At 61.8% G+C, this 19,208-nt stretch carries 17 protein-coding genes; 14 read left to right on the top strand and 3 right to left on the bottom strand.

Going from position 1 to position 19,208, the window contains the following annotated elements; all coding sequences use genetic code 11:
• Positions 1–151 precede the first annotated feature (151 nt).
• The 7 genes from GT019_RS10235 to GT019_RS10205 all read left to right on the top strand — a co-directional run bounded on the left by GT019_RS10235 (position 152) and on the right by GT019_RS10205 (position 10,408).
• Entirely contained in the window at positions 152–613 is a 462-nt protein-coding gene (locus tag GT019_RS10235) for a DIP1984 family protein (RefSeq protein ID WP_161743055.1), read from the top strand.
• 297 nt (positions 614–910) lie between these two features.
• Positions 911–1,693 (top strand): nucleotidyltransferase domain-containing protein, encoded by a 783-nt coding sequence (locus GT019_RS10230; RefSeq protein WP_161743054.1) that lies wholly within the window; start codon positions 911–913, stop codon positions 1,691–1,693.
• 59 nt (positions 1,694–1,752) lie between these two features.
• A complete protein-coding gene (locus tag GT019_RS10225) occupies positions 1,753–3,342 on the top strand; it encodes a limonene hydroxylase (RefSeq protein WP_161743053.1) in 1,590 nt (529 codons plus the stop codon).
• A 70-nt stretch (positions 3,343–3,412) separates the two neighbouring features.
• Entirely contained in the window at positions 3,413–4,687 is a 1,275-nt protein-coding gene (locus GT019_RS10220) for a class I SAM-dependent methyltransferase (RefSeq protein ID WP_161743052.1), read from the top strand.
• Positions 4,688–7,279 (top strand): metallophosphoesterase, encoded by a 2,592-nt coding sequence (locus GT019_RS10215; protein ID WP_161743051.1) that lies wholly within the window; start codon positions 4,688–4,690, stop codon positions 7,277–7,279.
• Positions 7,280–7,671: 392 nt separating this feature from the next.
• Entirely contained in the window at positions 7,672–9,096 is a 1,425-nt protein-coding gene (locus GT019_RS10210; protein ID WP_161743050.1) for an RtcB family protein, read from the top strand.
• A 7-nt stretch (positions 9,097–9,103) separates the two neighbouring features.
• On the top strand, positions 9,104–10,408 hold the full coding sequence (locus tag GT019_RS10205) for an AAA family ATPase (RefSeq protein ID WP_161743049.1): 1,305 nt from the start codon (positions 9,104–9,106) through the stop codon (positions 10,406–10,408).
• Positions 10,409–10,579: 171 nt separating this feature from the next.
• On the opposite strand, the gene GT019_RS10200 is transcribed toward GT019_RS10205, so the two are convergent.
• The gene (locus GT019_RS10200; protein WP_161743048.1) at positions 10,580–11,086 is read right to left on the bottom strand and encodes an SEC-C domain-containing protein; all 507 of its coding nucleotides are present in this window, start codon (positions 11,084–11,086) and stop codon (positions 10,580–10,582) included.
• 179 nt (positions 11,087–11,265) lie between these two features.
• On the opposite strand from GT019_RS10200, the gene GT019_RS10195 reads away from it, so the two are divergent.
• The 6 genes from GT019_RS10195 (at position 11,266) to GT019_RS10170 (ending at position 16,049) form a co-directional block, all read left to right on the top strand.
• Complete coding sequence (locus GT019_RS10195; protein ID WP_161743047.1) at positions 11,266–12,675, top strand: MATE family efflux transporter; 1,410 nt, start codon at positions 11,266–11,268, stop codon at positions 12,673–12,675.
• A 222-nt stretch (positions 12,676–12,897) separates the two neighbouring features.
• Positions 12,898–13,326, top strand: coding sequence for a YciI family protein (locus GT019_RS10190; protein ID WP_161743046.1), 429 nt, complete (start codon positions 12,898–12,900; stop codon positions 13,324–13,326).
• Positions 13,327–13,328: 2 nt separating this feature from the next.
• A complete protein-coding gene (locus GT019_RS10185; RefSeq protein WP_161743045.1) occupies positions 13,329–14,582 on the top strand; it encodes an RNA polymerase sigma factor in 1,254 nt (417 codons plus the stop codon).
• 151 nt (positions 14,583–14,733) lie between these two features.
• A complete protein-coding gene (locus GT019_RS10180) occupies positions 14,734–15,186 on the top strand; it encodes a YciI family protein (RefSeq protein ID WP_161743044.1) in 453 nt (150 codons plus the stop codon).
• An 83-nt stretch (positions 15,187–15,269) separates the two neighbouring features.
• Positions 15,270–15,665, top strand: coding sequence for a VOC family protein (locus GT019_RS10175; RefSeq protein ID WP_161743043.1), 396 nt, complete (start codon positions 15,270–15,272; stop codon positions 15,663–15,665).
• A 42-nt stretch (positions 15,666–15,707) separates the two neighbouring features.
• On the top strand, positions 15,708–16,049 hold the full coding sequence (locus tag GT019_RS10170) for a DUF1801 domain-containing protein (RefSeq protein ID WP_161743042.1): 342 nt from the start codon (positions 15,708–15,710) through the stop codon (positions 16,047–16,049).
• Between the two features lie 204 nt (positions 16,050–16,253).
• Here the strand turns inward: GT019_RS10170 and GT019_RS10165 are convergent, their stop codons facing one another.
• Complete coding sequence (locus tag GT019_RS10165) at positions 16,254–17,171, bottom strand: aldo/keto reductase (protein WP_161743041.1); 918 nt, start codon at positions 17,169–17,171, stop codon at positions 16,254–16,256.
• A gap of 252 nt (positions 17,172–17,423) precedes the next feature.
• Here GT019_RS10165 and GT019_RS10160 point away from each other — a divergent pair, with 252 nt between their 5' ends.
• Positions 17,424–18,815, top strand: coding sequence for an MATE family efflux transporter (locus GT019_RS10160; protein ID WP_161743040.1), 1,392 nt, complete (start codon positions 17,424–17,426; stop codon positions 18,813–18,815).
• Between the two features lie 122 nt (positions 18,816–18,937).
• Here GT019_RS10160 and GT019_RS32275 read toward each other — a convergent pair whose 3' ends face one another.
• Positions 18,938–19,060, bottom strand: coding sequence for a hypothetical protein (locus tag GT019_RS32275; RefSeq protein ID WP_268896042.1), 123 nt, complete (start codon positions 19,058–19,060; stop codon positions 18,938–18,940).
• Positions 19,061–19,208: the final 148 nt, after the last annotated feature.

The following is a 19,208-nucleotide window of genomic DNA, read 5'->3' as shown; positions in this document are numbered from 1 at the left end:
GAGGCCGATGCGAGTCGCTGAAGCACGGCCCTTTTGAATCCAATTCGGCGCGTCGTCATACTTCCGCCATGTTCAATCGGCCCCCGATGAACGAAGATGGAAACACGATACATGAAGCGGGAGACGCGAAAATCGAGAGGAGAGATGCAGGATGAAGCTGGCAGAAGCGCTCGTGCTCCGGGCGGACAGCCAAAAGAAAATCGCGCAGCTGAAGCAGCGGCTCGAACGGATCGTGAAGGTTCAGGAAGGCGAAACGCCGGCGGAGGAGCCGCAAGCGCTCATCGCCGAGCTGGAGCGGACGCTGGGCGAGCAGACGGAATGGATTCGCAAAATCAACAAAACGAATGCCCTGACGACCTTCGACGGCGCGCTGAACATCTCGGACGCGCTCGCGGAGCGGGACCGGATGATGCAGCATCGCCGGATCTTGAGCGACCTGCTCGAGGAGGCCACCATCAAGCAGGACCGTTACAGCCGTTCGGAAGTGAAATATCAGCGGACGATCGACGTCGTCGCGCTGCAAGCCCAGGTAGACGCGCTGTCCAAAGCGTACCGCGAGTTCGACTTTCGCATACAAGCGATGAACTGGGCGACGGACTTGATCGGAAACTAGGCCGCGAACGAAGGTAGCCCATCACCGTTAAAGGCGAGCACAACCTACCAGCTGGGCAAGTTGGACCTTGAAATAGACGCGGGGCCAAGTCTATACCCATGACGAATGAGCCCAGTAATGTGACAAGAATGCGCCTGAGCATGGAAGTAATGCGTACCGCTTAATGTGACGACCGCGTGCTGATTTGCGGGCGATGGGCGAGGGTGGGGAAGGGGACATTCGCGGCTGGCAGCGTTTAACGATTCCATACGGCAGCGAGCGCTGATGCTTGCTGCTTCGCATAGGGGTGAACCGAATATGAGCGTCACGCGAGAAGTCATTACGGAACAATTGAACCGCCTGGAGCGGGAGGAAGAAATCCGCATCCTGTACGCCTGCGAGTCGGGCAGCCGGGCATGGGGATTCCCCTCGCAGGATAGCGATTACGATGTTCGCTTTGTTTATATCCGTCCCGCGGACTGGTACTTGTCCATCCATGACAGACGGGACGTCATCGAGCGTCCGATCAGCGACAAGCTGGATATCTGCGGCTGGGATCTGCGCAAGACGTTGAACCTGTACCGCAAGTCCAACCCGCCGCTGCTGGAGTGGCTGCAATCGCCGATCCGGTACGCGGAGAGCGGCGGGACGGCGCAGGAGCTTCGCGCGATATCGCCGCTCGCCTTCTCGCCGAAGTCATGCATGTACCACTACCTCAGCATGGCCCGCGGCAATTTCCGGATGTACCTGCAGGGCGAGCGGGTCCGGATCAAAAAATATTTCTACGTGCTGCGCCCCGTGCTCGCCTGCGAGTGGATCCAGCGGCACGGCGTCATGCCGCCGATGGAATTCGACGTTCTCGCGGAGGCGTTGATCCCGCGGGATACCGAGCTTTGGCGGGTGATCCAGGAGCTGCTGGCCAGGAAGAAAGCGGGCGACGAGCTCGACTACGAGCCGCAGCTGAAGACGATCAACGCGTTTCTGGAAGAGCGGCTGTCGGCGCTTGAGGCTGCCTCGGCCGCGCAGCCGGCGGCGGGCGGCAAGCTGGACGACCGGCTGGACGCCATGTTCAGGGAGGCGCTCCGCGAAGCGTGGCTCTAGCCTCCGCAAGCCGGCCGCCCCATACGATTACGATTCTATACGATACTAGGTGATGATTCATGATTACATGGTTCAAGAAAGAAGAGCTTTACCCTTGGGCGGGCAGGCAATCGATCTATGCGGCCGTCAAGGCGCAGCTCGAACGGCATGGCCGGATCGAGGACGACAAGCTGCCGGACGACGAGGAATTCTGGGACGGCCATCGGCTCCGCTGGGTGGCCGGCGGACTGGACGGCGCGTTCGGACACCACGGCGGCCGCGACGAGGACGCGAACCGGAAGGTGAAGGCGATCGCGCAGGCGCTCGCCAAGCTCAGCCGGAAGCCGGGACCGCGAACGCGGCGCGCCGCCTATCTCCTGCTTATGCAGAAGGACGCCCTGGGCGTGATCGATCCGCTGCTTGATGCGCTCGGCGGCTTCCCCGGCGTGCAGCCGCATCAGCTGTACCGGGAGGCGACGTGGCTGACGGAGAACGCGGCTCACCGCAACGTCGTGAAATTCGGCATCGCGCTGCTCGGCCGTTTCGAGACCGAGCTCCATCGGGACTTGGTCGTGGCGCTGGGCAAGCACGAGGAATTCACGCTGTACGCGTCGGTCGCGATCCAGAACAGCCTGGCGAACGTCAATCGGGAGCTGTTCGAGCTGGCGCAGAACGTGCACGGCTGGGGCAAAATCCAGCTCGTGGAGCGCCTCGAGCCGGCGACGCCCGAGATCAAGGACTGGCTGCTCCGGCAGGGCTGCCGGAACAGCGTCATGAACGAGTATCTGGCCTACGCTTGCGCGGTGAACGGCGAGCTTCATCTCGCCCTGGCGGCCGATGCCGTCGATGCGGAGCTCTACGAAGGGGCGGGCGACATTCTCGCCGCGCTGATCTCGGGCGGGCCCGCCGAAGACATCGACGATTACGCGCATGCGCCGGAGGTCATCGGGCACTACCTGCGGCATTCGCAGGAGAGATGCGCCAATGTCATGCACCTGTCGGATCTCATCGCGATTCACGATTTTCTGCGCGACGAGGACGACCGCTGGGCGGTTCGCCATGCCGCGGGGGCATGGACGGAGGCCGAACGCCTGCGCCTCCGGGATGCGTGCGCGGCCATCGTCCTTCGGGCGGATTGGCCGGACAAAGTTTGGGCGGCCCTGACTGCCGGCAGCCGCGCCGAGCAGTACACCGCCATTCGCGCGGCCCGCACCCTCGGCCTCGACATTTGGCCGGAGCTGTTTCGCCAATTGCAGCGTTCCTCCGCGGATCAGTCCCTGTACTACGAGCTGATGCGCACGGATGATCGCGCGCGCGTGGAAGCGGTCGTCGCGCATGCGGAGCGGACGCTCCCGCTCGCGGAGATCGCTTCCGGGCCGGCCGACGAAATGGGGTTCGGGCCGGCATTCGCCGCGCACGGCGCCCTGGACAGCGTCGTCCAGGAGCTGGACGCGTACGCCGGCATCGGCGGGAGGCTGATCGCGGCCGCGCTGCAAAGTCCGGTCGTCCGCAACCGCAGCCTGGCGCTGAAGGCGCTGGAGGCGTGGCCGCTGGCGGCATGGGACGCCGATATGCCCGCAGCGCTGCGAACGCTCCTTGCGGCCGAGCCGGACGGCGAGCTGAAAGCCGGGATCACGGCGCTTCTTCAGAAGCACGGGCTGCAGGCGTAAGACCGGTAGAGAAAGAGACTGCGGTCGGCGTCGGATCTGACGCAGTCTCCTAGAAGAAAGGAAGATTCCATTGGCCATCGTGCAAGTAAGCTCCGCCAACCCGCAATTCACGTTTCTGATCAAGAAGAACCCCGGCACCGGCATGCAGCTGCGCCCGGTCCGCAAAGGCATGGCGTACGGCTGGTATTCGGACGAGACGGCGACGGCGTTCAACGTCTATTTCAAGGACGCGAGCAACGACATTTCCTATAAGCAGCACGAGAATGAGAGCTTCGAGTACCTCAACGTCTCGCGCTACAACACGCCGCTGTTTCCGCTGAACGCGATCAACGAGTTTTTCTCCGCGCCGTTCAAGGCGCGGGACGAACGGGACGCGGAAGGCTACGAGCACGCCTTCTTCATCAGCCTCGTCCACGTGGACCGGGTGCGGTACATCGAGTTTTTCGAGAAGCATATGAAGGAATGCGCGTTCAAGCTGGAGCATCGGGCGCACAAAAGCTACACGCTGACCGTGGCCACGCGCAAAAGCCTCTATCACCTGCTGCATGTCGTCAGCGTGCTGTGCCTGTTCCTGTCGCTGCTCGGCGACGAGTATATCGACGTCTCCGACGCGATTCTGGATAAATACGTCCGCAGCCTGAACGTCATCGACGCGCCCTTCTACATCCGCAGCCTGTTCGCGAGGAACTTCCTGTCCACGCGCGAGCGCTTCAAGAAGTACAAGGCGGAGATCGAGCGGACGGACAGATACGCCATCGCGCTGGAATACGGCGGGACCGCCATGCAGCGGCGCAATTTCATCGCGGGCGCGCTTTCCTTCGACAAGTCCATCCTGGACGTCGGCTGCGGCGAAGGGTTCTATGCGCTTCCGTTTGCAAACAAGATCGAGAGCAGCTATTACGCGGTCGACTTGAACGAAGAGCTGCTCGAAACGGTGAAGCGCAAAGCCGCGGCGCGGGAGGTCGGCAACATCGCGACGTTCTCCTCGACCGATCGGTTTCTGGAGACGTACAACGGCGAGCGCGTGGACGTGATAGTGACGGAAGTCATCGAGCATATGCCGGAGCAGGAAGCTGCGGCGCTCATCCGGCAGCTATGCGAAGCGGTGGACTTCGACCGGCTGATCGTGACGACGCCGAACGCCGATTTCAACCGGTTCTACGAGCTGGAGGAGTTCCGCCACGACGATCATAAGTGGGAGATGGGCGAGTCCGCGTTCCGGGCATGGTTCGCGGAGACGCTGCGGGAAGCCGCCGTGAGCTGCGAATTCGTCGCGATCGGCGACCGCGTGGACGGCATTCATACGACGCAGGGCGTCATCGTCCGGAGAGAGGAGGGGAAGTAGATGGAAATTCAAACGCGGCTGCATACGATTTTCCTGCTCGTCGGAGCGACGGAATGCGGCAAAACGACGTTTGCCAAGGAAGTGCTGATGCCGCAGCTGAAGCTGAAGCTGGAGGATGGTTCCCGCGGGCTGCGCGCGAACGTGCAGTATTTGTCCTCCGACGCGATGCGCCAGGAGCTGCTGGGCCATGATTACGACAAGTACGCCCAGGTCATGCTGGAGGCGAGCTCGCTTACGTTCCAGCTGTTGTTCGAGCGATTGAAACTCGTGACGTCGTTCCCGATCAACGCCGAATTCGTCGTCGTGGACACGACCGGGCTGGCGGAGGACTTCCGCGCCAAGGCGCGCGAGATCGCGCAGGCGAACAACTACAACGTGGAAGTCATTCTGTTCGATTACCGCAAGCGGGAAGATTACTACGTGTCGGAGCGGTCGAAGAAGATCATCTCGAACCATCTGAACCGGCTGCGCCAAGACGTGCTGCCCGTCTTGTCCCGCGAGGATTACGGGCAGATTCATAAGATTCGGGCCAAGGATTTCTACGACCCCGCCGCAGGACGGCCGAATCCCGGCTACCGGGTTGCGGTCCAGGATTGGGAGGACTACCGGAGCGCGGCGCTGCCGCAGGACCGGGGTTATATCGTGGTCGGCGACGTGCACGAGTGCGTGCAGGAACTGCAAGGATTGCTGCGCGATTATGGATACCGCGTCGAAGGCGGAATCGTCACCGCGACGGACAAAGTGCGGGACACGAAGGTGATCCTGGCCGGCGACTGGATCGACAAAGGCGGGCAGACGCGCGAGATCGTGGAGTTCCTGCACGCGAACCGGGAGCATTTTCTGTTCGTGCTCGGCAATCACGAGAACTTCGTCTACAAGTACCTGTTAGGCGATATTCAAGGCGCAGATCCGGAGCTGCTGCGCAGCTACTTCGATTCCGTGCAGGCGTTGGCGGAGGATGATGCGCTGTTCGCCAAATTCGCGGAGCTGACGGAATCCGCCCGGCCGTTCTATCGCTTCGTGGGCGATTACGGGCCGTCCTTCTACGTCACGCACGCGCCCTGCCAGAACAAATACATCGGCAAGCTGGACGCGAATTCGATCCGCCATCAGCGCAACTTCCGCTTGGATCGCGGCAGCGCCGCCGAGGAACAGCTGGCATTCCTCCGCCGCGAAGCGGTCGGCAATCATCCGTACCATCTGTTCGGGCACATCGCGGCCAAGCAGGCATTTCGCATCAAGAACAAGCTCCATCTCGATACGGGGAGCGCGCACGGCAACCTGCTGACCTCGGTCCGCATCGCGACGAAGCCGTTCTTCAGGAGCCATAAGTCGCAGACGGCGGCGGTCCGGGAAGAATTGCCGATTCTGTTCCGGGAAGTCAAGAAAGTGTCGCTGCTGGAGCTCGACGACGAAGCGGTCCGCAGGCTCCGTTACATCTCGCGGAACCGGGTCAATTTCATCTCGGGGACGATGTCGCCGGCGGACAAGGACGAGACTGCCGGGGAGCTGGAGTCGCTGCGGAAGGGACTGCAATACTTCGCCGAGCGCGGCGCGTCCGAAGTCGTGCTGCAGCCGAAGTACATGGGCTCGCGCTGCAACGTCTACCTGCACCCCGATCCGGAAGCGTGCTATGCGGTCAGCCGGAACGGCTACAAGATCCAATCCGTCGACCTGGCGCCCGTCTACGAGCGGCTGCTGGCGCGGTTTGGCGCGTACATGGCGAGGGAAGGCTTGGCCGTGCTCATGCTGGACGGCGAGCTGCTGCCGTGGAAAGCGCTGGGGGACGGTCTCATCGAGCGGCAGTTCCGGCCGATCGCCAAGGCGCTCGAGACCGAGCTGGATTTCTTGAAGCGCAACGGGTTCGAAGAAGCGCTAGGCGCGCTCATGTCCCGGTTCGAGGCGAGCGGCTTCGAGAAGGAGCAGCATCATCTGGCGAAAGAGGCGCTGAGCGACAAATTCGGGACGCAGTTGTACCAGAACTACAAGTATCTGCGCGAGATTCGGGAAGCGTACGTTCCGTTGGCGCGGCATGACGAAGCCTACCGCGTGTACGCCCGGCAGCTGGAGCTGTACGGCGGGGATGCGGAGCTGGACTACAAGCCGTTCGCGATCCTGAAAGAAGTGCTCGCAAGCGGGGAGGAACGTTTTCCGGAAGGCCGCACATCGGACATCTACCGGTTCCTATCGGATGACGAATGCCTGGTGCTGGATCCGAACGCCGCGGATGCTTACGAACGGGCGGAAGGGTTCTTCGCCAAGCTGACCGCGGAGAACGGCATGGAAGGCATCGTCGTCAAACCGGAGCGGGAGCTGCCGGGCTCCGTGCCGTATCTAAAGGTGCGCAACCCCGGCTATCTCTCGATCGTTTACGGTTACGATTACGCTTTTCCGCACAAGTACGGCAAGCTGATGAAGCAGAAAAGCATCGCCGCCAAGCTGCGGGCGTCCGCGAACGAGCACCGTCTGGGCCGGGCGATGCTCGAGGTCAAGCTGGGCGAGATCGCGCCGGATCACGAAGCCTACAGGCAGGCGGCGGCCAACCTGCTCTTCGAGGTCGCCAAAGAGAAGGATTTCGACCCAAGGCTGTAACCGATCTTTACCGATAAAAAATATTAATGCCGCCAATTACTTTTTTTGATTTCGTGATTGACAATCATTGCCTGAGCTCTTATGATTAACACCATCATAACCAGAAAGGAGGCCGAGGGCCATGACCGCCATGCTACAACGTCTCGACGTCGCACTGCCGCAACCGAATATCCCGTTCATTGTCCTTCGGCCTCTACGGGCCCAAGCAATCGGAAAGTAAGGAGCCGTTCCCGCCCGGATGCGAATCTGGGGCGTCGGGATGTCCCCTGCCATTCATGTTGCGCGAAGACCGTGAGCGATGACGCTTGCGGTCTTTTTGCGTTTTTTCATCCGCGCTGCCCTAGAGCAGGCGGCCGCACTTATTTTAATCACGAGAGGAAACACACGAACAGATGAATACGAACAACCCTTACTATCGGCGAATCGATCTGCCTGCCGGCGATTTGCACGTCTTCGCCCACGACAAGCTGTTTCACGCCATGGGAGCCAAGGTGCTCGAGATGGCGAACAATAACCTGCAAATTCCGAACATCCGCTATATGAGCTACACGCCCGACGCCCATGTCGGCGTCGGCACGTGCATCGGCACGACCGCGGTCTGGGGCGCGGAGGACGGCTTCGTCTCGCCGTCCATCGTCGGCAGCGACATCGGCTGCGGCATGCGCGTCCATCTGACGAACCTGCACGAGCGCGACCTGCGGGACGTGAAGCTCCGGCGCAAGCTGGTCAAGGCCATCGAGAAGCGGATCCCGGTGGAGAATCACGCGCGCGGCTATTTCTCCGACATTCGGCTGGAGGACGTCTTGCGTGAAGGACTGCACGGCCTGCCGGGCAAATACGTGCCGGATGCGTACACGCCGCGGAAGGCGACCTCGCTGACGCATGTCGAGAGCAGCCGCTTCCACTATGACGAGGACGCGCTGAACCGCATCCCGGAGACGGTCTGGCATCGCGCGCACCGCCAGCTGGGCACGTTGGGCGGCGGCAATCATTTTATCGAGGTGCAGGCGATCAGCGTGAACGAGGCGAACCGCCGGATCGCGGAGAGCTGGGGGCTGCAGGACGGGCAAGTCGCCGTCATGATCCACTCCGGCTCCCGGGCCTGGGGCGGCGCGGTCAACCAGTACAGCGGCTCCGAGGTCGTCAAGACGATGCACCGGCTGGGGCTGGGCACGAGCGATCCGAAGCTCGTGTTCGCGCCGCTCGCCAGCGAGGCCGGCTTGAATTACGCCAACCTGATGAAATCCGCGCTCAATTTCGCCGTGGCGAATCGGCATCTGATGGCCTTCGCCGTCCGCGACGCGTGCAAGGAAATCTTCGGCGCGCAAGCCGAGCTGCGGACCTTGTACGACCTGATGCACAACTACGCCGGCGAGGAAAGCCGCGGCGAGGAAGCGCTCTTCGTGCACCGCAAGGGCACGACGAAGGCGCTGCCGGCCGGGCATCCGGACAATCCGGAGCCGTACCGCGAGACGGGGCATCCCGCGCTCATTCCCGGCTCGATGGGGACGGCGTCCTACTTGATGGTAGGCGCGCCGGAAGGCGAGCGGAACTACCATTCCATCTGCCACGGCGCGGGAAGGCTCCGTTCGCGCAACGCGACCAAGCAGCTGGTTACGGTAGATGAGTTCGCATCCTCCCTGCGAATCGGCCGGGAGGACGAGATCGTCGTCAACCACAAGGGACTGGAAGCCATCCTCGACGAATCGCCGCAAGCATACAAAGACGTCGATCAAATCATCGACAGCGTCGTCAGCGCCAGGCTGGCCGACGTCGTCGCCAAATGCCGGCCGCTCGCGGCCGTAAAGGGAGTGTAACGCGAACATGAATAGACAGCTTATTCCGATTACGAAGACGCCGCCGTTTATCGCCCGGTCCGGCAGGAACGGCGGCGATGCGCTGGACACGTCCGGGTACTTCAACTACATCGCGGTCGTGCAGGCGATCGTCGATTTTCTGAACGGCCGCTTCGGGACGGCGTTCCGGCTCTATGACCAGGACGACGGCAATGAAGTGTGGAACGGCCTGGAGACGGACGTCTCCAGCGGCTACGAGGGGGTCGAGCATGCGGCAAGCCTGTTCGACCTCGTCGAGACGAGCGTGTTCGAATACACGACGGATCCCGATACCAAGAGCATGGGCTACGCCATCCGGCCCGCCGTTCGCAACAACCTGTTCGTCTATCCGGCGCATCGCGTCGCGATGGCCCGGGTTCCCCGTCTGACGATGCACGGCATCGGGTGCGAGAACCTGATCTTCGGCGAGAACGACGAGGGCATGATCCGGTTTCTGGAGGAGATGCGCGAGCGGCAGCTGGCGGACCCGAAGGTGGTCGTCTTCACCGATACCAAGGACGGCTTGGAGCAAAGCCGCGAGAGGGCGGCGTCGCCCGTCACCCGCAGCGACGTGTTCATGGACGAGGAGCTCAAGACGCAGATCTACCGTTCGGTCGACGAGTTCTTCTCGAAGGACCGTTCGTTCTTCCTGACGTACGGAATCCCGTACAAGCGGGGCATCCTGCTGTACGGCAAGCCGGGCAACGGCAAAACGACGCTCGTCAAGTCCATCTCCACCACCGCCAGCGCCCCGATCGCGTATTGGCAGATCACGGAGTATACGAATAGCGGTTCGATCCAGGAAGTGTTCGCCGCGGCCGTGCAAATGGCGCCGATGGTGCTCGTCATCGAGGACATCGACTCCATGCCGGCGTCCTGCCGCTCGTACTTCCTGAACACGCTGGACGGCGCGACGTCGAAGGATGGCATCTACCTCGTCGGGACGACCAACTATCCGGAGAAAATCGATCCGGCCCTCATGAATCGCGCCGGCCGGTTCGACCGCGCCTACGAGGTGAAGTCGCCCAACGAGACGCTGCGCCGGGCTTATCTGTCGTATAAAGGGCTGAACCGCCTCGTGGACGAGGAGTCCGTATCCCGCGCGGCTCGCGCGACGGAGGGCTTCACGCTGGCCCAGCTGAGCGAGCTGTACGCTTCCGCCGCGCTTCAGATGCACTACGAGCATGCCGTGAATCTGGAGCGCCTCGTCGGCGAGATGAAGACGGACTATTCCAAAGGGCGCAGCCGCGAATGGATGACGGATAACGAGGCGAGAAAGCTCGGATTCCTGTAATCCGGCATGTCGGCGCAAGACGGGCGGATGGAGTGCGATAGCAGGAGACGGGAGGGTTCCCGGCATGCCGTCCGAACGCAAGAAGGAGCTGCCCCGCTGGTCATGACGGATGACCGGGGCAGCTCCTTCTATGGCGATTGGGGCGGAAGCGGGAATGAATTCCCGCCCATGCTAGCTTGCCATGGCTTCGAGCGTGCGCTCCACGTAGGGAGCCAGCTCGCCGATGCGCTTGGACACGCTTCCGGCCGATACTTCGTAACGCTTCGCGACTTCCGCTTTGGTGACGTTAGGGCGTCCCGCGAGGATGGACAGGCTGTACTCCAGCGCGGCGAATACGATGCCCGGCTTCTGCACGACCGGCGCTTGCTCGCGCGAGTAGGCGAACCAGATCAAGATCGTCGCATGGATCTCGTCCCATGAATAGCGCTGCGCGAGATGAGGGACGAGCTCTCTGGCGATATCGCCGTATTGGGGCTGGGTCCAAGCTATGCGATCAACGGATGCATGCATTTCCGTAAGCGATTCCGGCACGGCGTGCGCGGCGATCGCGCCCGGGGACTGAGCGGCGAGGCGCTTCGTCCGGGCGGCTTCTTGCGCGGGCAGGCAGCATTTCTTGTACTTGATGCCGCTTCCGCAAGGACAAGGGGCGTTCCGGCCCGTTTTTTGGTTCGTGATCATAGAGTTTATCGCTCCTCTCCATTGAACATGGTAACAGAAGCTTCCCGCGCCATCAAACGCCGCGTCCAAAAGACATAAATATTGGACAAGCGAAGAGAGAGCACTTTATGGCATAATGATCGGGGACCTTTGAGCCTTGCGTCGTTGTCATTACTATAATAGGGAGCTATAAACGCATCATGAATGCCATAGAACGAACTGGGGAAGTCACCCCGACTTGGAAAAAATTAAGCTTGTTCGCGTTGACCTGGCCGATTCTCATCGACTCCGTGCTGCGGATGATGCTCGGGACCGCGGACGTGTTCATGCTCAGCCGCATCTCGGACGGCGTCGCCGGCGCCGTCGGCTTATCCAATGAAATCATCGTGTTCTGCATCTTGATGTTCGGCTTCGTCGGCATCGGGACGAGCGTGGCGATCACGCAATATCTGGGCGCGGGACAGAAGGAAACGGCGAGCCGCATCTCCGCGCTGGCCATCACGCTGAACCTGATGTTCGGCCTGGTCGTCAGCCTGGCGCTCTTCGGCTTCAGCGAGCAGTGGATGCGGATGCTGAATCTGGACCCGTCGCAGATCGCGGTCGCGAACACGTATTTGAAATTCATCGGCGGCTTCATCTGGGTCGAAGCGATCTCGAACGCGGTCTCGTCGGTCATCCGGGCGAACGGCCGGACGCGGGACGTCATGTTCGTCACGCTCGGCGTCAATCTGATCCACGTAACGGGCAATTATTTGCTCATCTTCGGCCACATGGGATTCCCGGAATGGGGCGTGACGGGGGCGGCGGTGTCCACGATCGTCAGCCGGATCATCGGCGTCGCCGTGCTGCTGCTGCTGTTGTATCGGCGCCTGCCGAGTCCGATTCGGCTCAAGGATTACGTCCGCTTCGACAAGCGGCACGTGAAGCGCATCCTCGGCGTCGGCCTGCCGGCGGCCGGCGAGCAGATCGCCTGGCAGTCCCAGTACATGATGATCATGAGCTTCGTCAACATCATCGGGCAGCAGGCGCTCAGCGCGCATATCTACGTGTTCAACATCAGCTTGTACTTCATGGCCTCGTCCACGGCGATCGGCATCGCGACGGAGATCATCGTCGGCCATATGGTCGGCGCGGGGGAGAAAAAGGCGGCGTACTTCAGGCTGCTGAAGAGCCTGCGCATCAGCATCGCGCTCACGGCCGTCGTCGTCGCGGTCACCTCGTTGTTCCGCTTCAAGCTCATGGGGCTGTTTACGGATGATCCGAAGATCATCGCGATGGGCGGGGCGATCTTTCTCCTCTCGATCGTCTTGGAGCCCGGGCGCGTGTTCAACATCGTCGTCATCAACTCGCTGCGCGCGGCGGGGGACGCGAAGTTTCCGGTGCTGATGGGCGTGTTCTCCATGTGGGGCGTCTGCGTGCCGCTCGCCTATTGGCTGGGCATCCACCTGCATATGGGCCTGCTCGGCATCTGGATCGCGTTCACGGTCGACGAATGGCTGCGGGGGCTGATCATGCTGGCGCGCTGGAAGAGCGGCGTATGGGCGAGGAAATCGTTCGTTCATCCGGCGCCGGCGCCGCAGGAGCAGCCCGCGCCGGCGATCGGCGCTTAATGAGGTTAATTGCGGTCACCTTTCGCTAAACGGCAGCATCGGACTTTCAACGAAGTCCGGCGCTGCCGTTTTTGTCGTCGATGGCTTCGATTGCGCGTCCGTATTATAATTGGCATACGTTGACAACCTTGAATTTCGGCATCGTGTCGAGAAAGCTCGTTTATATTCGTCGTCCTAATGGAGGCGAGGGTCTCTACAATCGATAGCAGGAGGAGAATGATTATGCGATTCATGATGGTCGTGAAAGCATCCAAGGATTCCGAAGCGGGGATCATGCCTGCGCCGGAGCTGGTCGACGCGATGATGAGGTACAACGAGGAGCTGGCCAAAGCGGGCGTGCTGGTCGCGGCCGACGGCCTGCATCCGAGCTCGGGGGCGATCCGCATCTCGTATCCCGAACCGGGCGGCAAGCCGAAGGTCGTCGACGGTCCGTTCGCGGAGACGAAGGAAATCATCGCCGGCTACACGCTGATCGAGGTCAAGTCGCGCGAGGAAGCGGTCGAGTGGGCGTTGCGCATGCCGGATCCGCACGGCTTCGGCGAAGGGGAGATCGAGCTTCGTCAGGTGTTCGACTTCGAGGAGATCATCGCCGATCCGGAGCTGCACGCCAGGGAAAACGCGCTGCGCGGGCGGCTCGTCAAGGATAACTGATCATGGCGCGGACCTCCGACGCGCACCGTACGATCGATGCGATATGGCGGATCGAATCGGCCAAGCTGATCGCCGGTCTGGCAAGGATGGTCCGCGACGTCGGGCTGGCCGAGGATCTGGCCCAGGACGCGCTGGTCGCCGCCCTCGAGCGTTGGCCGGACGGCGGCATCCCGGACAATCCCGGCGCCTGGCTGATGACGACGGCCAAACGCAAGGCGATCGACTTCATGCGGCGAACCAAGACGCGCGACCGGAAATACGAGGAATGGGGCCGTACGGCCGATACGTTCACCGAAGACGATCTGGAGCGGCGCCTGGACGGCGGGATCGGCGACGACCTGCTGCGGCTGATCTTCGCGACCTGCCACCCGGTTCTCTCCCGCGAAGCGCGGGTCGCCCTGACGCTGCGCCTGCTCGGCGGACTGACGACGGACGAGATCGCGAAGGCGTTTCTCGTCGCGGAACCGACGGTCGCCCAGCGGATCGTGCGGGCGAAGCGGACGCTGAGCGCCGCGCAGGTCCCCTTCGAGGTGCCCGAGGGCGAAGAGCTGCAGGAGCGGCTGACGGCGGTGCTCGAGGTGATCTACCTCATGTTCAACGAAGGCTATTCCGCCACCTCCGGGGGCAGCTGGATTCGCCCGCTGCTCTGCCAGGAGGCGCTGCGGCTGGGCCGGATACTGGCCGAGATCTCGCCCCGCGAGCCCGAGGTGCATGGTCTGGTGGCGCTCATGGAGATCCAATCCTCCCGGTTCAAGACCCGCGTGAACGCGGAGGGCGAGCCTGTCCTGCTGCTCGATCAGAACCGGGCGCTGTGGGATTATTTGCTCATCCGCCGCGGCTTGGCCGCGCTCGAGCGTGCCCGCAGGCTGGGGCGACCGCTCGGCCCGTATGCGCTGCAGGCTTCGATCGCGGCCTGCCATGCGACCGCGCGAACGGCGGACGAGACCGACTGGGTGCGCATCGCGGCCTTATACGAAGCCTTGTCCCGCGCGGTGCCTTCCCCCGTCGTGGAATTGAACCGCGCCGTGGCCATCGCGATGGCGTTCGGGCCCGAATTCGGGCTGCGGCTCGTCGACGAGCTGAGCGCCGAGCCTTCGTTGCAGGCGTACCATCTGCTGCCGAGCGTTCGCGGCGACCTGCTTGCCAAGCTGGGCCGCGGCGCGGAAGCGCGGATCGAGTTCGAGCGCGCGGCGGCTTTGACGCGCAACGAGCGCGAGCAGGCGCTGCTGCGGAAGCGCGCGGCCGAGTGCGATTGAAGCTCCCCGGGAGGAACGAGGCGGAATAACTTATTCGCCGGGTTGTCGATCAGGCGTCTCCCCGTTCGTCGTGCCTATAGATACGGCATCGCGGAAGTCGTTCCGGACGGAACCGCCGCAAGCCGGTCGAACGATGACGGGAGGGAAGACGATGCGATTTATGCTGGTGGTGAAAGCGACCGGCCATTCCGAAGCCGGGCTCGAACCGGGAAGCGGCTGGTGCCGGGCGATGGCGGCTTATCGGGACGCGCTGGCCGGGGCCGGGGCGCTCGTTGCGGAGGCGCGGCTGCTGCCGAGCGCGAGCGGGGTGCGGATCGCGTATCCGGTGCCCGGCGGCGCGCCGGTGGTGACGGCCGGCCCGTTTGCGCGGGAAACGGAGCCGATGGCGGGGTACCTGCTGATTGACGCGCGCTCGCAGGAAGAAGCGATGGCGTGGGCAATGCGCATGCCGGACCCGAGCGGCCATGGCGAGGGCGTCATCGAGGTTCGCGAGCTGGCCGAGGGCGAGCAGGGGAGCTCGCTTCGAGACTGGAAGGCAATGGCCATGGAGGCCGAGCTGCTGGACCAGATGGAGATGCTGAAGCGTAATAAAAACTTTTGTTGAGCGCTGTCGATTTCGGGAAACGCCGTTCGTCGTGGTAGTGGATGCTGTAGTAACCATTTCATACGAGAGAGGTTGTTGGAACGATGGGAGCGCAATTAACGGCGTACATTATTTCGGAGAATGCAAGGGAGCAAGCCGGGTTCTATGCCAAGGCGCTCGGCGGAGAGATCGTGTCGACGATGACCTATGGTCAGATGCCGGGAGCGCCGGAAGGCATGGCGGACAGGGTCATGCATTTGGCGATGACGGTCGCCGGCGAAAACGCGCTGTTCTTCGCCGATTCCGGGCCGGTCGGCTATACGCGGAGCATCTCGTTGTCGTTGTCGTACGGCGACGAAGCCGAGGCGCGGGACGCTTTCGCGAATCTGGGCGACGGCGGCGAAGTAAAGTATCCGTTCGCCCTGCAGCCGTGGGGCGCGTATTACGGCGAAGTGCAGGATCAATTCGGCATCACCTGGCAAGTCGTGAAGCAGCAGTAATTAGAATCCGTGCATTCGAACCCGGAATAGGAGCGATCGAACATGAACCCGGAATTAACCGAATTTATCGCGGCGGTCAAGGAGCCGTGGCAGCATGAGCTTTGCGTGGGCCTTCGCGAGGTCGTGCGCGGCGCGGTGCCGGAGGTGCAGGAGCGCATGCAGTATAATAAATCGCATTTTCTGAAGAACGGCAAGTACGCGGCCGTCATCGGCACGTCGAAGGACGCAGTCAGCTTCACGATCTTTAATGCCGCGGGGCTGACGCTTCCGGAGGGCCGGTTCGACGGTCCGCCCGAACGCAAAACGATCAAGCTGAAGCAGGGCGAGTCCTTCGACGCGGCGCAGCTGTCGGCGCTGGTGAGCCAGGCGTCTTCGGCGCTGTAGGCGAGCGCGTGCCGCGGATTGTTCCCGCGCATCGCAGTTTCCGCGCATCAAGCAAGACCATCTAAGAGGATGAATTCTTGGATGGTCTTTTTTTCGGTGCTTTGGGGATGAAGACCGCGGCCGAACGACTCGCGGATCAGTCCCGGTAAACAAAAAACAGCCTCCGGTCCCCTAAGGACCGAAGGCTGCCTCCGTCGCTATCCGTTACGGCAGGATGTTGCCCGCCGCGCGGTAGATGGCGTACCACTCTTCGCGCGTCAGCTGGACGTCGCTCGCGCGGATGCAATCCTTGATCCGCTCGATGCTCGTCGTGCCGGTGACCGGCTGCATTTTGGCCGGGTGGCGAAGCAGCCACGCGATGGCGATCGTCGTGTTGCTGACGTCGTATTTCTTGGCGACTTCGTCGATTTGCGCGTTCAGTTCCGGGAATTTCGGGTTGTCCAGGAAGACGCCCTCGAAGAAGCCGAATTGGAACGGCGACCACGGTTGGATCGTGATATCGTGCAGGCGGCAGTAGTCGAGAATGCTGCCGTCGCGGTTGATGGCCGATTCGTTCGCCATGTTCACGTTGACCCCGTTCGAGATCATGTTGGCGTTCGTGATGCTGAGCTGCAGCTGGTTGGCGACGATCGGCTGCTTCACGAATTTCTTCAGCAGGGCGATTTGGTTCGGGTTTTGGTTGGACACGCCGAAGTGGCGCACCTTGCCCGAGCTCTCGAGCTTGTCGAACGCTTCTGCGACTTCTTCCGGCTCGACCAGCGCGTCCGGACGGTGCAGCAGCAGGATATCGAGGTAATCCGTGCGCAGGCGCTGCAGGATTTTGTCGACCGACGCCAGGATGTGCTCCTTGGAGAAATCGAACTGTCCTTGGCGAATGCCGCATTTGGACTGCAAAATGATCTTCTCGCGAACATCGTCGCTCATATGTATGGCATCCGCGAAGATTTCCTCGCATTTGCCGCCGCCGTAAATATCCGCATGGTCAAAGAAATTCGCGCCCTCTTCAAGCGCCGTTTGGACGAAACGCTCCGCGCCTGCCTTGTCCAGCTGATTGATGCGCATGCAGCCGACCGCGACGACGGGTACCTCCAGCTTGCTGGTTCCGAGCTTCATCGTTCTCATGATTCCTTGCCTCCTATTCGATTCGAGGAAATTGGGGTTTAGCCGGGCGACGCAACGGTGTAAAACGATAAGGACTGTCGTGCTTCCCCTACAGATTGTGACATACTAGCTGTCGCGTTTCAAGGGCGCCGAAAGTCCCGCGGAAAAGATTGCCGGCAATTCCGGACCCGTCCCCGGAAGTTCTTTGCTATAATAATATTTATACGTTGAATCGGAGCTTCCACCAAAATACGAGAAAAAGAATGTGATGACGTGGTTCAATCTGCTTACCGGCAACGGAAGCAAGCTTTCCTCGAGAAGGTAATCGCCCGCTTTGCGATCGGGGATTACCGGCAGCTAAGCGCCCTGTATCTCCCGATTCTGATCGATCAGGCGTTCATCGTCGGCCTCAGCCTGGTGAACACCGCCATGATCAGCTCCTCGGGCGTATCGGCGGTCAGCGCGGTCAATATGGTCGATTCGCTGAACATGTTTCTGATCAGCGTGTTCGTCGCCGTGTCGACGGGCGGCACGGTCATCGTGGCGCAGTACAAGGGGAGCGGGAACGGACTGATGGTGTCCAAGGCCGCGGCCAGCTCCGTCTCGTCCGTGACGCTGTTCGCGATCGTCATCAGCCTCGCGATGATCGCGGCCCACGGGCCGGCGCTCGGCCTGCTGTTCGGCGCGGCCGCGCCGGACGTCTTCGCCGAAGCCAAGACGTATTTTATCGGCAGCTGCGCTTCCTATGCCGGCATCGCGCTGACGGAAGCGGTCTGCGGCGCGCTTCGGGGCATCGGGCGCTCCCGGGCGTCGCTCATGCTGTCCCTGATCATGAACGTGTCGTACGTGCTGCTGAACGTGCTGTTCATCAACATGCTGCACATGGGCGTGCTCGGCATGAGCATCTCCATCAACATCGCCCGGTACGGGGCGGCGGCGTTCGCGCTCTTTTATCTGGTCAAGATGGATACCAACCTGCATTTGCGCCTCATGGATCTGCTGCGCGTCAAGTTCGCCATGGTGAAGAAAATCATGTACGTGGGGCTGCCTTTCGCGGCCGAGCAAATGTTCTTCAACGGGGGCAAGATCGTCACCCAGATCTTCATCGTCCATCTCGGAACGAACGCGATCGCGGTCAACGCCATCGGCGGCTCGTTCGCGGGGTTGACGCAGATCCCGTCCGCCGCGCTCTCGCTCGCCGCGATCACGGTCGTCGGCCAGTCCATGGGGCGGCAGGACGTGGAGGAGGCCCGGAAGTTCACCCGCTTCTTCCTGTGGGTGTCGTCCTTGTTCCTGTTGATCACGGCGCTGATCATCGTGCCGTTGTTTCACCCGATCGTCAGCCTGTTTCACCCGCCGGACGAGATCGTGCACGACATCTTCATCATCGTGCTGATCAACGCGATCGCCCAGGTGCCGCTTTGGTCGATCAGCTTCATCATGCCGTCGGCGCTGCGGGCGGCGGGCGATTCGAAGTTTACGTCGCTCGTATCGCTGCTGTCCATGTGGCTGTTCCGAATCGTGCTCGGCTATGTACTCGGGATCGTGCTGAACGTCGGAATCGTCGGCGTCTGGCTGGCGATGAATATCGAATGGGGCGTCCGCGGCGCCATTTTCCTGTGGCGGTTCGGCGGGAAGAAGTGGTACCGGCATCGGTTGATCTGATGCGCGGCGCCGGGGACAAACAGGCCAGCAGGCGTAGCCCCAGCCGGGCCTGAGCCCGGCTGGGGCGAGGATAGAGCTTTCAAATTCGCTAATAAAAAACTTGGTTACCCTGAAGGTTACCTTTAATGATGCTTGATCAGCCGGACCCATCCGAGGACGGCCAGCGCGATAAGGCCCCAGAGCGCGACGCTGATGATCGCGCCCCAGAATAAGCCGACAAAAAAGTTCGATTTGCGTTCGTCCATTGCAATTGCTCCCGACACCCGGTTTTACGGATAAGTATGGCCCAAATCAGGGAGAATTAAAAGTCGCCGATGACTGCGGGGCGGCAGGAGCCGTGAATGCCAGTCATGCCATGCGAGGCGCGGCAAGGAATACGCAAGGGTATATTGA

It is taken from the genome of Paenibacillus glycinis (assembly GCF_009909185.1).
Classification (GTDB): domain Bacteria; phylum Bacillota; class Bacilli; order Paenibacillales; family Paenibacillaceae; genus Paenibacillus_Z; species Paenibacillus_Z glycinis.
Note: the sequence above shows the minus strand (reverse complement) of the source record. Positions and strands in the feature narration are given on the sequence as shown.

Excerpts from the sequence above, each read along its gene's own strand:
- GT019_RS10200 (WP_161743048.1), bottom strand. The coding sequence starts at position 11,086 with ATGATCACGAACCAAAAAACGGGCCGGAACGCCCCTTGTCCTTGCGGA.
- GT019_RS10180 (WP_161743044.1), top strand. The coding sequence starts at position 14,734 with ATGCGATTTATGCTGGTGGTGAAAGCGACCGGCCATTCCGAAGCCGGG.
- GT019_RS10195 (WP_161743047.1), top strand. The coding sequence starts at position 11,266 with ATGAATGCCATAGAACGAACTGGGGAAGTCACCCCGACTTGGAAAAAA.
- GT019_RS10185 (WP_161743045.1), top strand. The coding sequence starts at position 13,329 with ATGGCGCGGACCTCCGACGCGCACCGTACGATCGATGCGATATGGCGG.
- GT019_RS10170 (WP_161743042.1), top strand. The coding sequence starts at position 15,708 with ATGAACCCGGAATTAACCGAATTTATCGCGGCGGTCAAGGAGCCGTGG.
- GT019_RS10205 (WP_161743049.1), top strand. The coding sequence starts at position 9,104 with ATGAATAGACAGCTTATTCCGATTACGAAGACGCCGCCGTTTATCGCC.
- GT019_RS10215 (WP_161743051.1), top strand. The coding sequence starts at position 4,688 with ATGGAAATTCAAACGCGGCTGCATACGATTTTCCTGCTCGTCGGAGCG.
- GT019_RS10225 (WP_161743053.1), top strand. The coding sequence starts at position 1,753 with ATGATTACATGGTTCAAGAAAGAAGAGCTTTACCCTTGGGCGGGCAGG.
- GT019_RS10175 (WP_161743043.1), top strand. The coding sequence starts at position 15,270 with ATGGGAGCGCAATTAACGGCGTACATTATTTCGGAGAATGCAAGGGAG.
- GT019_RS10190 (WP_161743046.1), top strand. The coding sequence starts at position 12,898 with ATGCGATTCATGATGGTCGTGAAAGCATCCAAGGATTCCGAAGCGGGG.
- GT019_RS10235 (WP_161743055.1), top strand. The coding sequence starts at position 152 with ATGAAGCTGGCAGAAGCGCTCGTGCTCCGGGCGGACAGCCAAAAGAAA.
- GT019_RS10230 (WP_161743054.1), top strand. The coding sequence starts at position 911 with ATGAGCGTCACGCGAGAAGTCATTACGGAACAATTGAACCGCCTGGAG.
- GT019_RS32275 (WP_268896042.1), bottom strand. The coding sequence starts at position 19,060 with ATGGACGAACGCAAATCGAACTTTTTTGTCGGCTTATTCTGGGGCGCG.
- GT019_RS10210 (WP_161743050.1), top strand. The coding sequence starts at position 7,672 with ATGAATACGAACAACCCTTACTATCGGCGAATCGATCTGCCTGCCGGC.
- GT019_RS10165 (WP_161743041.1), bottom strand. The coding sequence starts at position 17,171 with ATGAGAACGATGAAGCTCGGAACCAGCAAGCTGGAGGTACCCGTCGTC.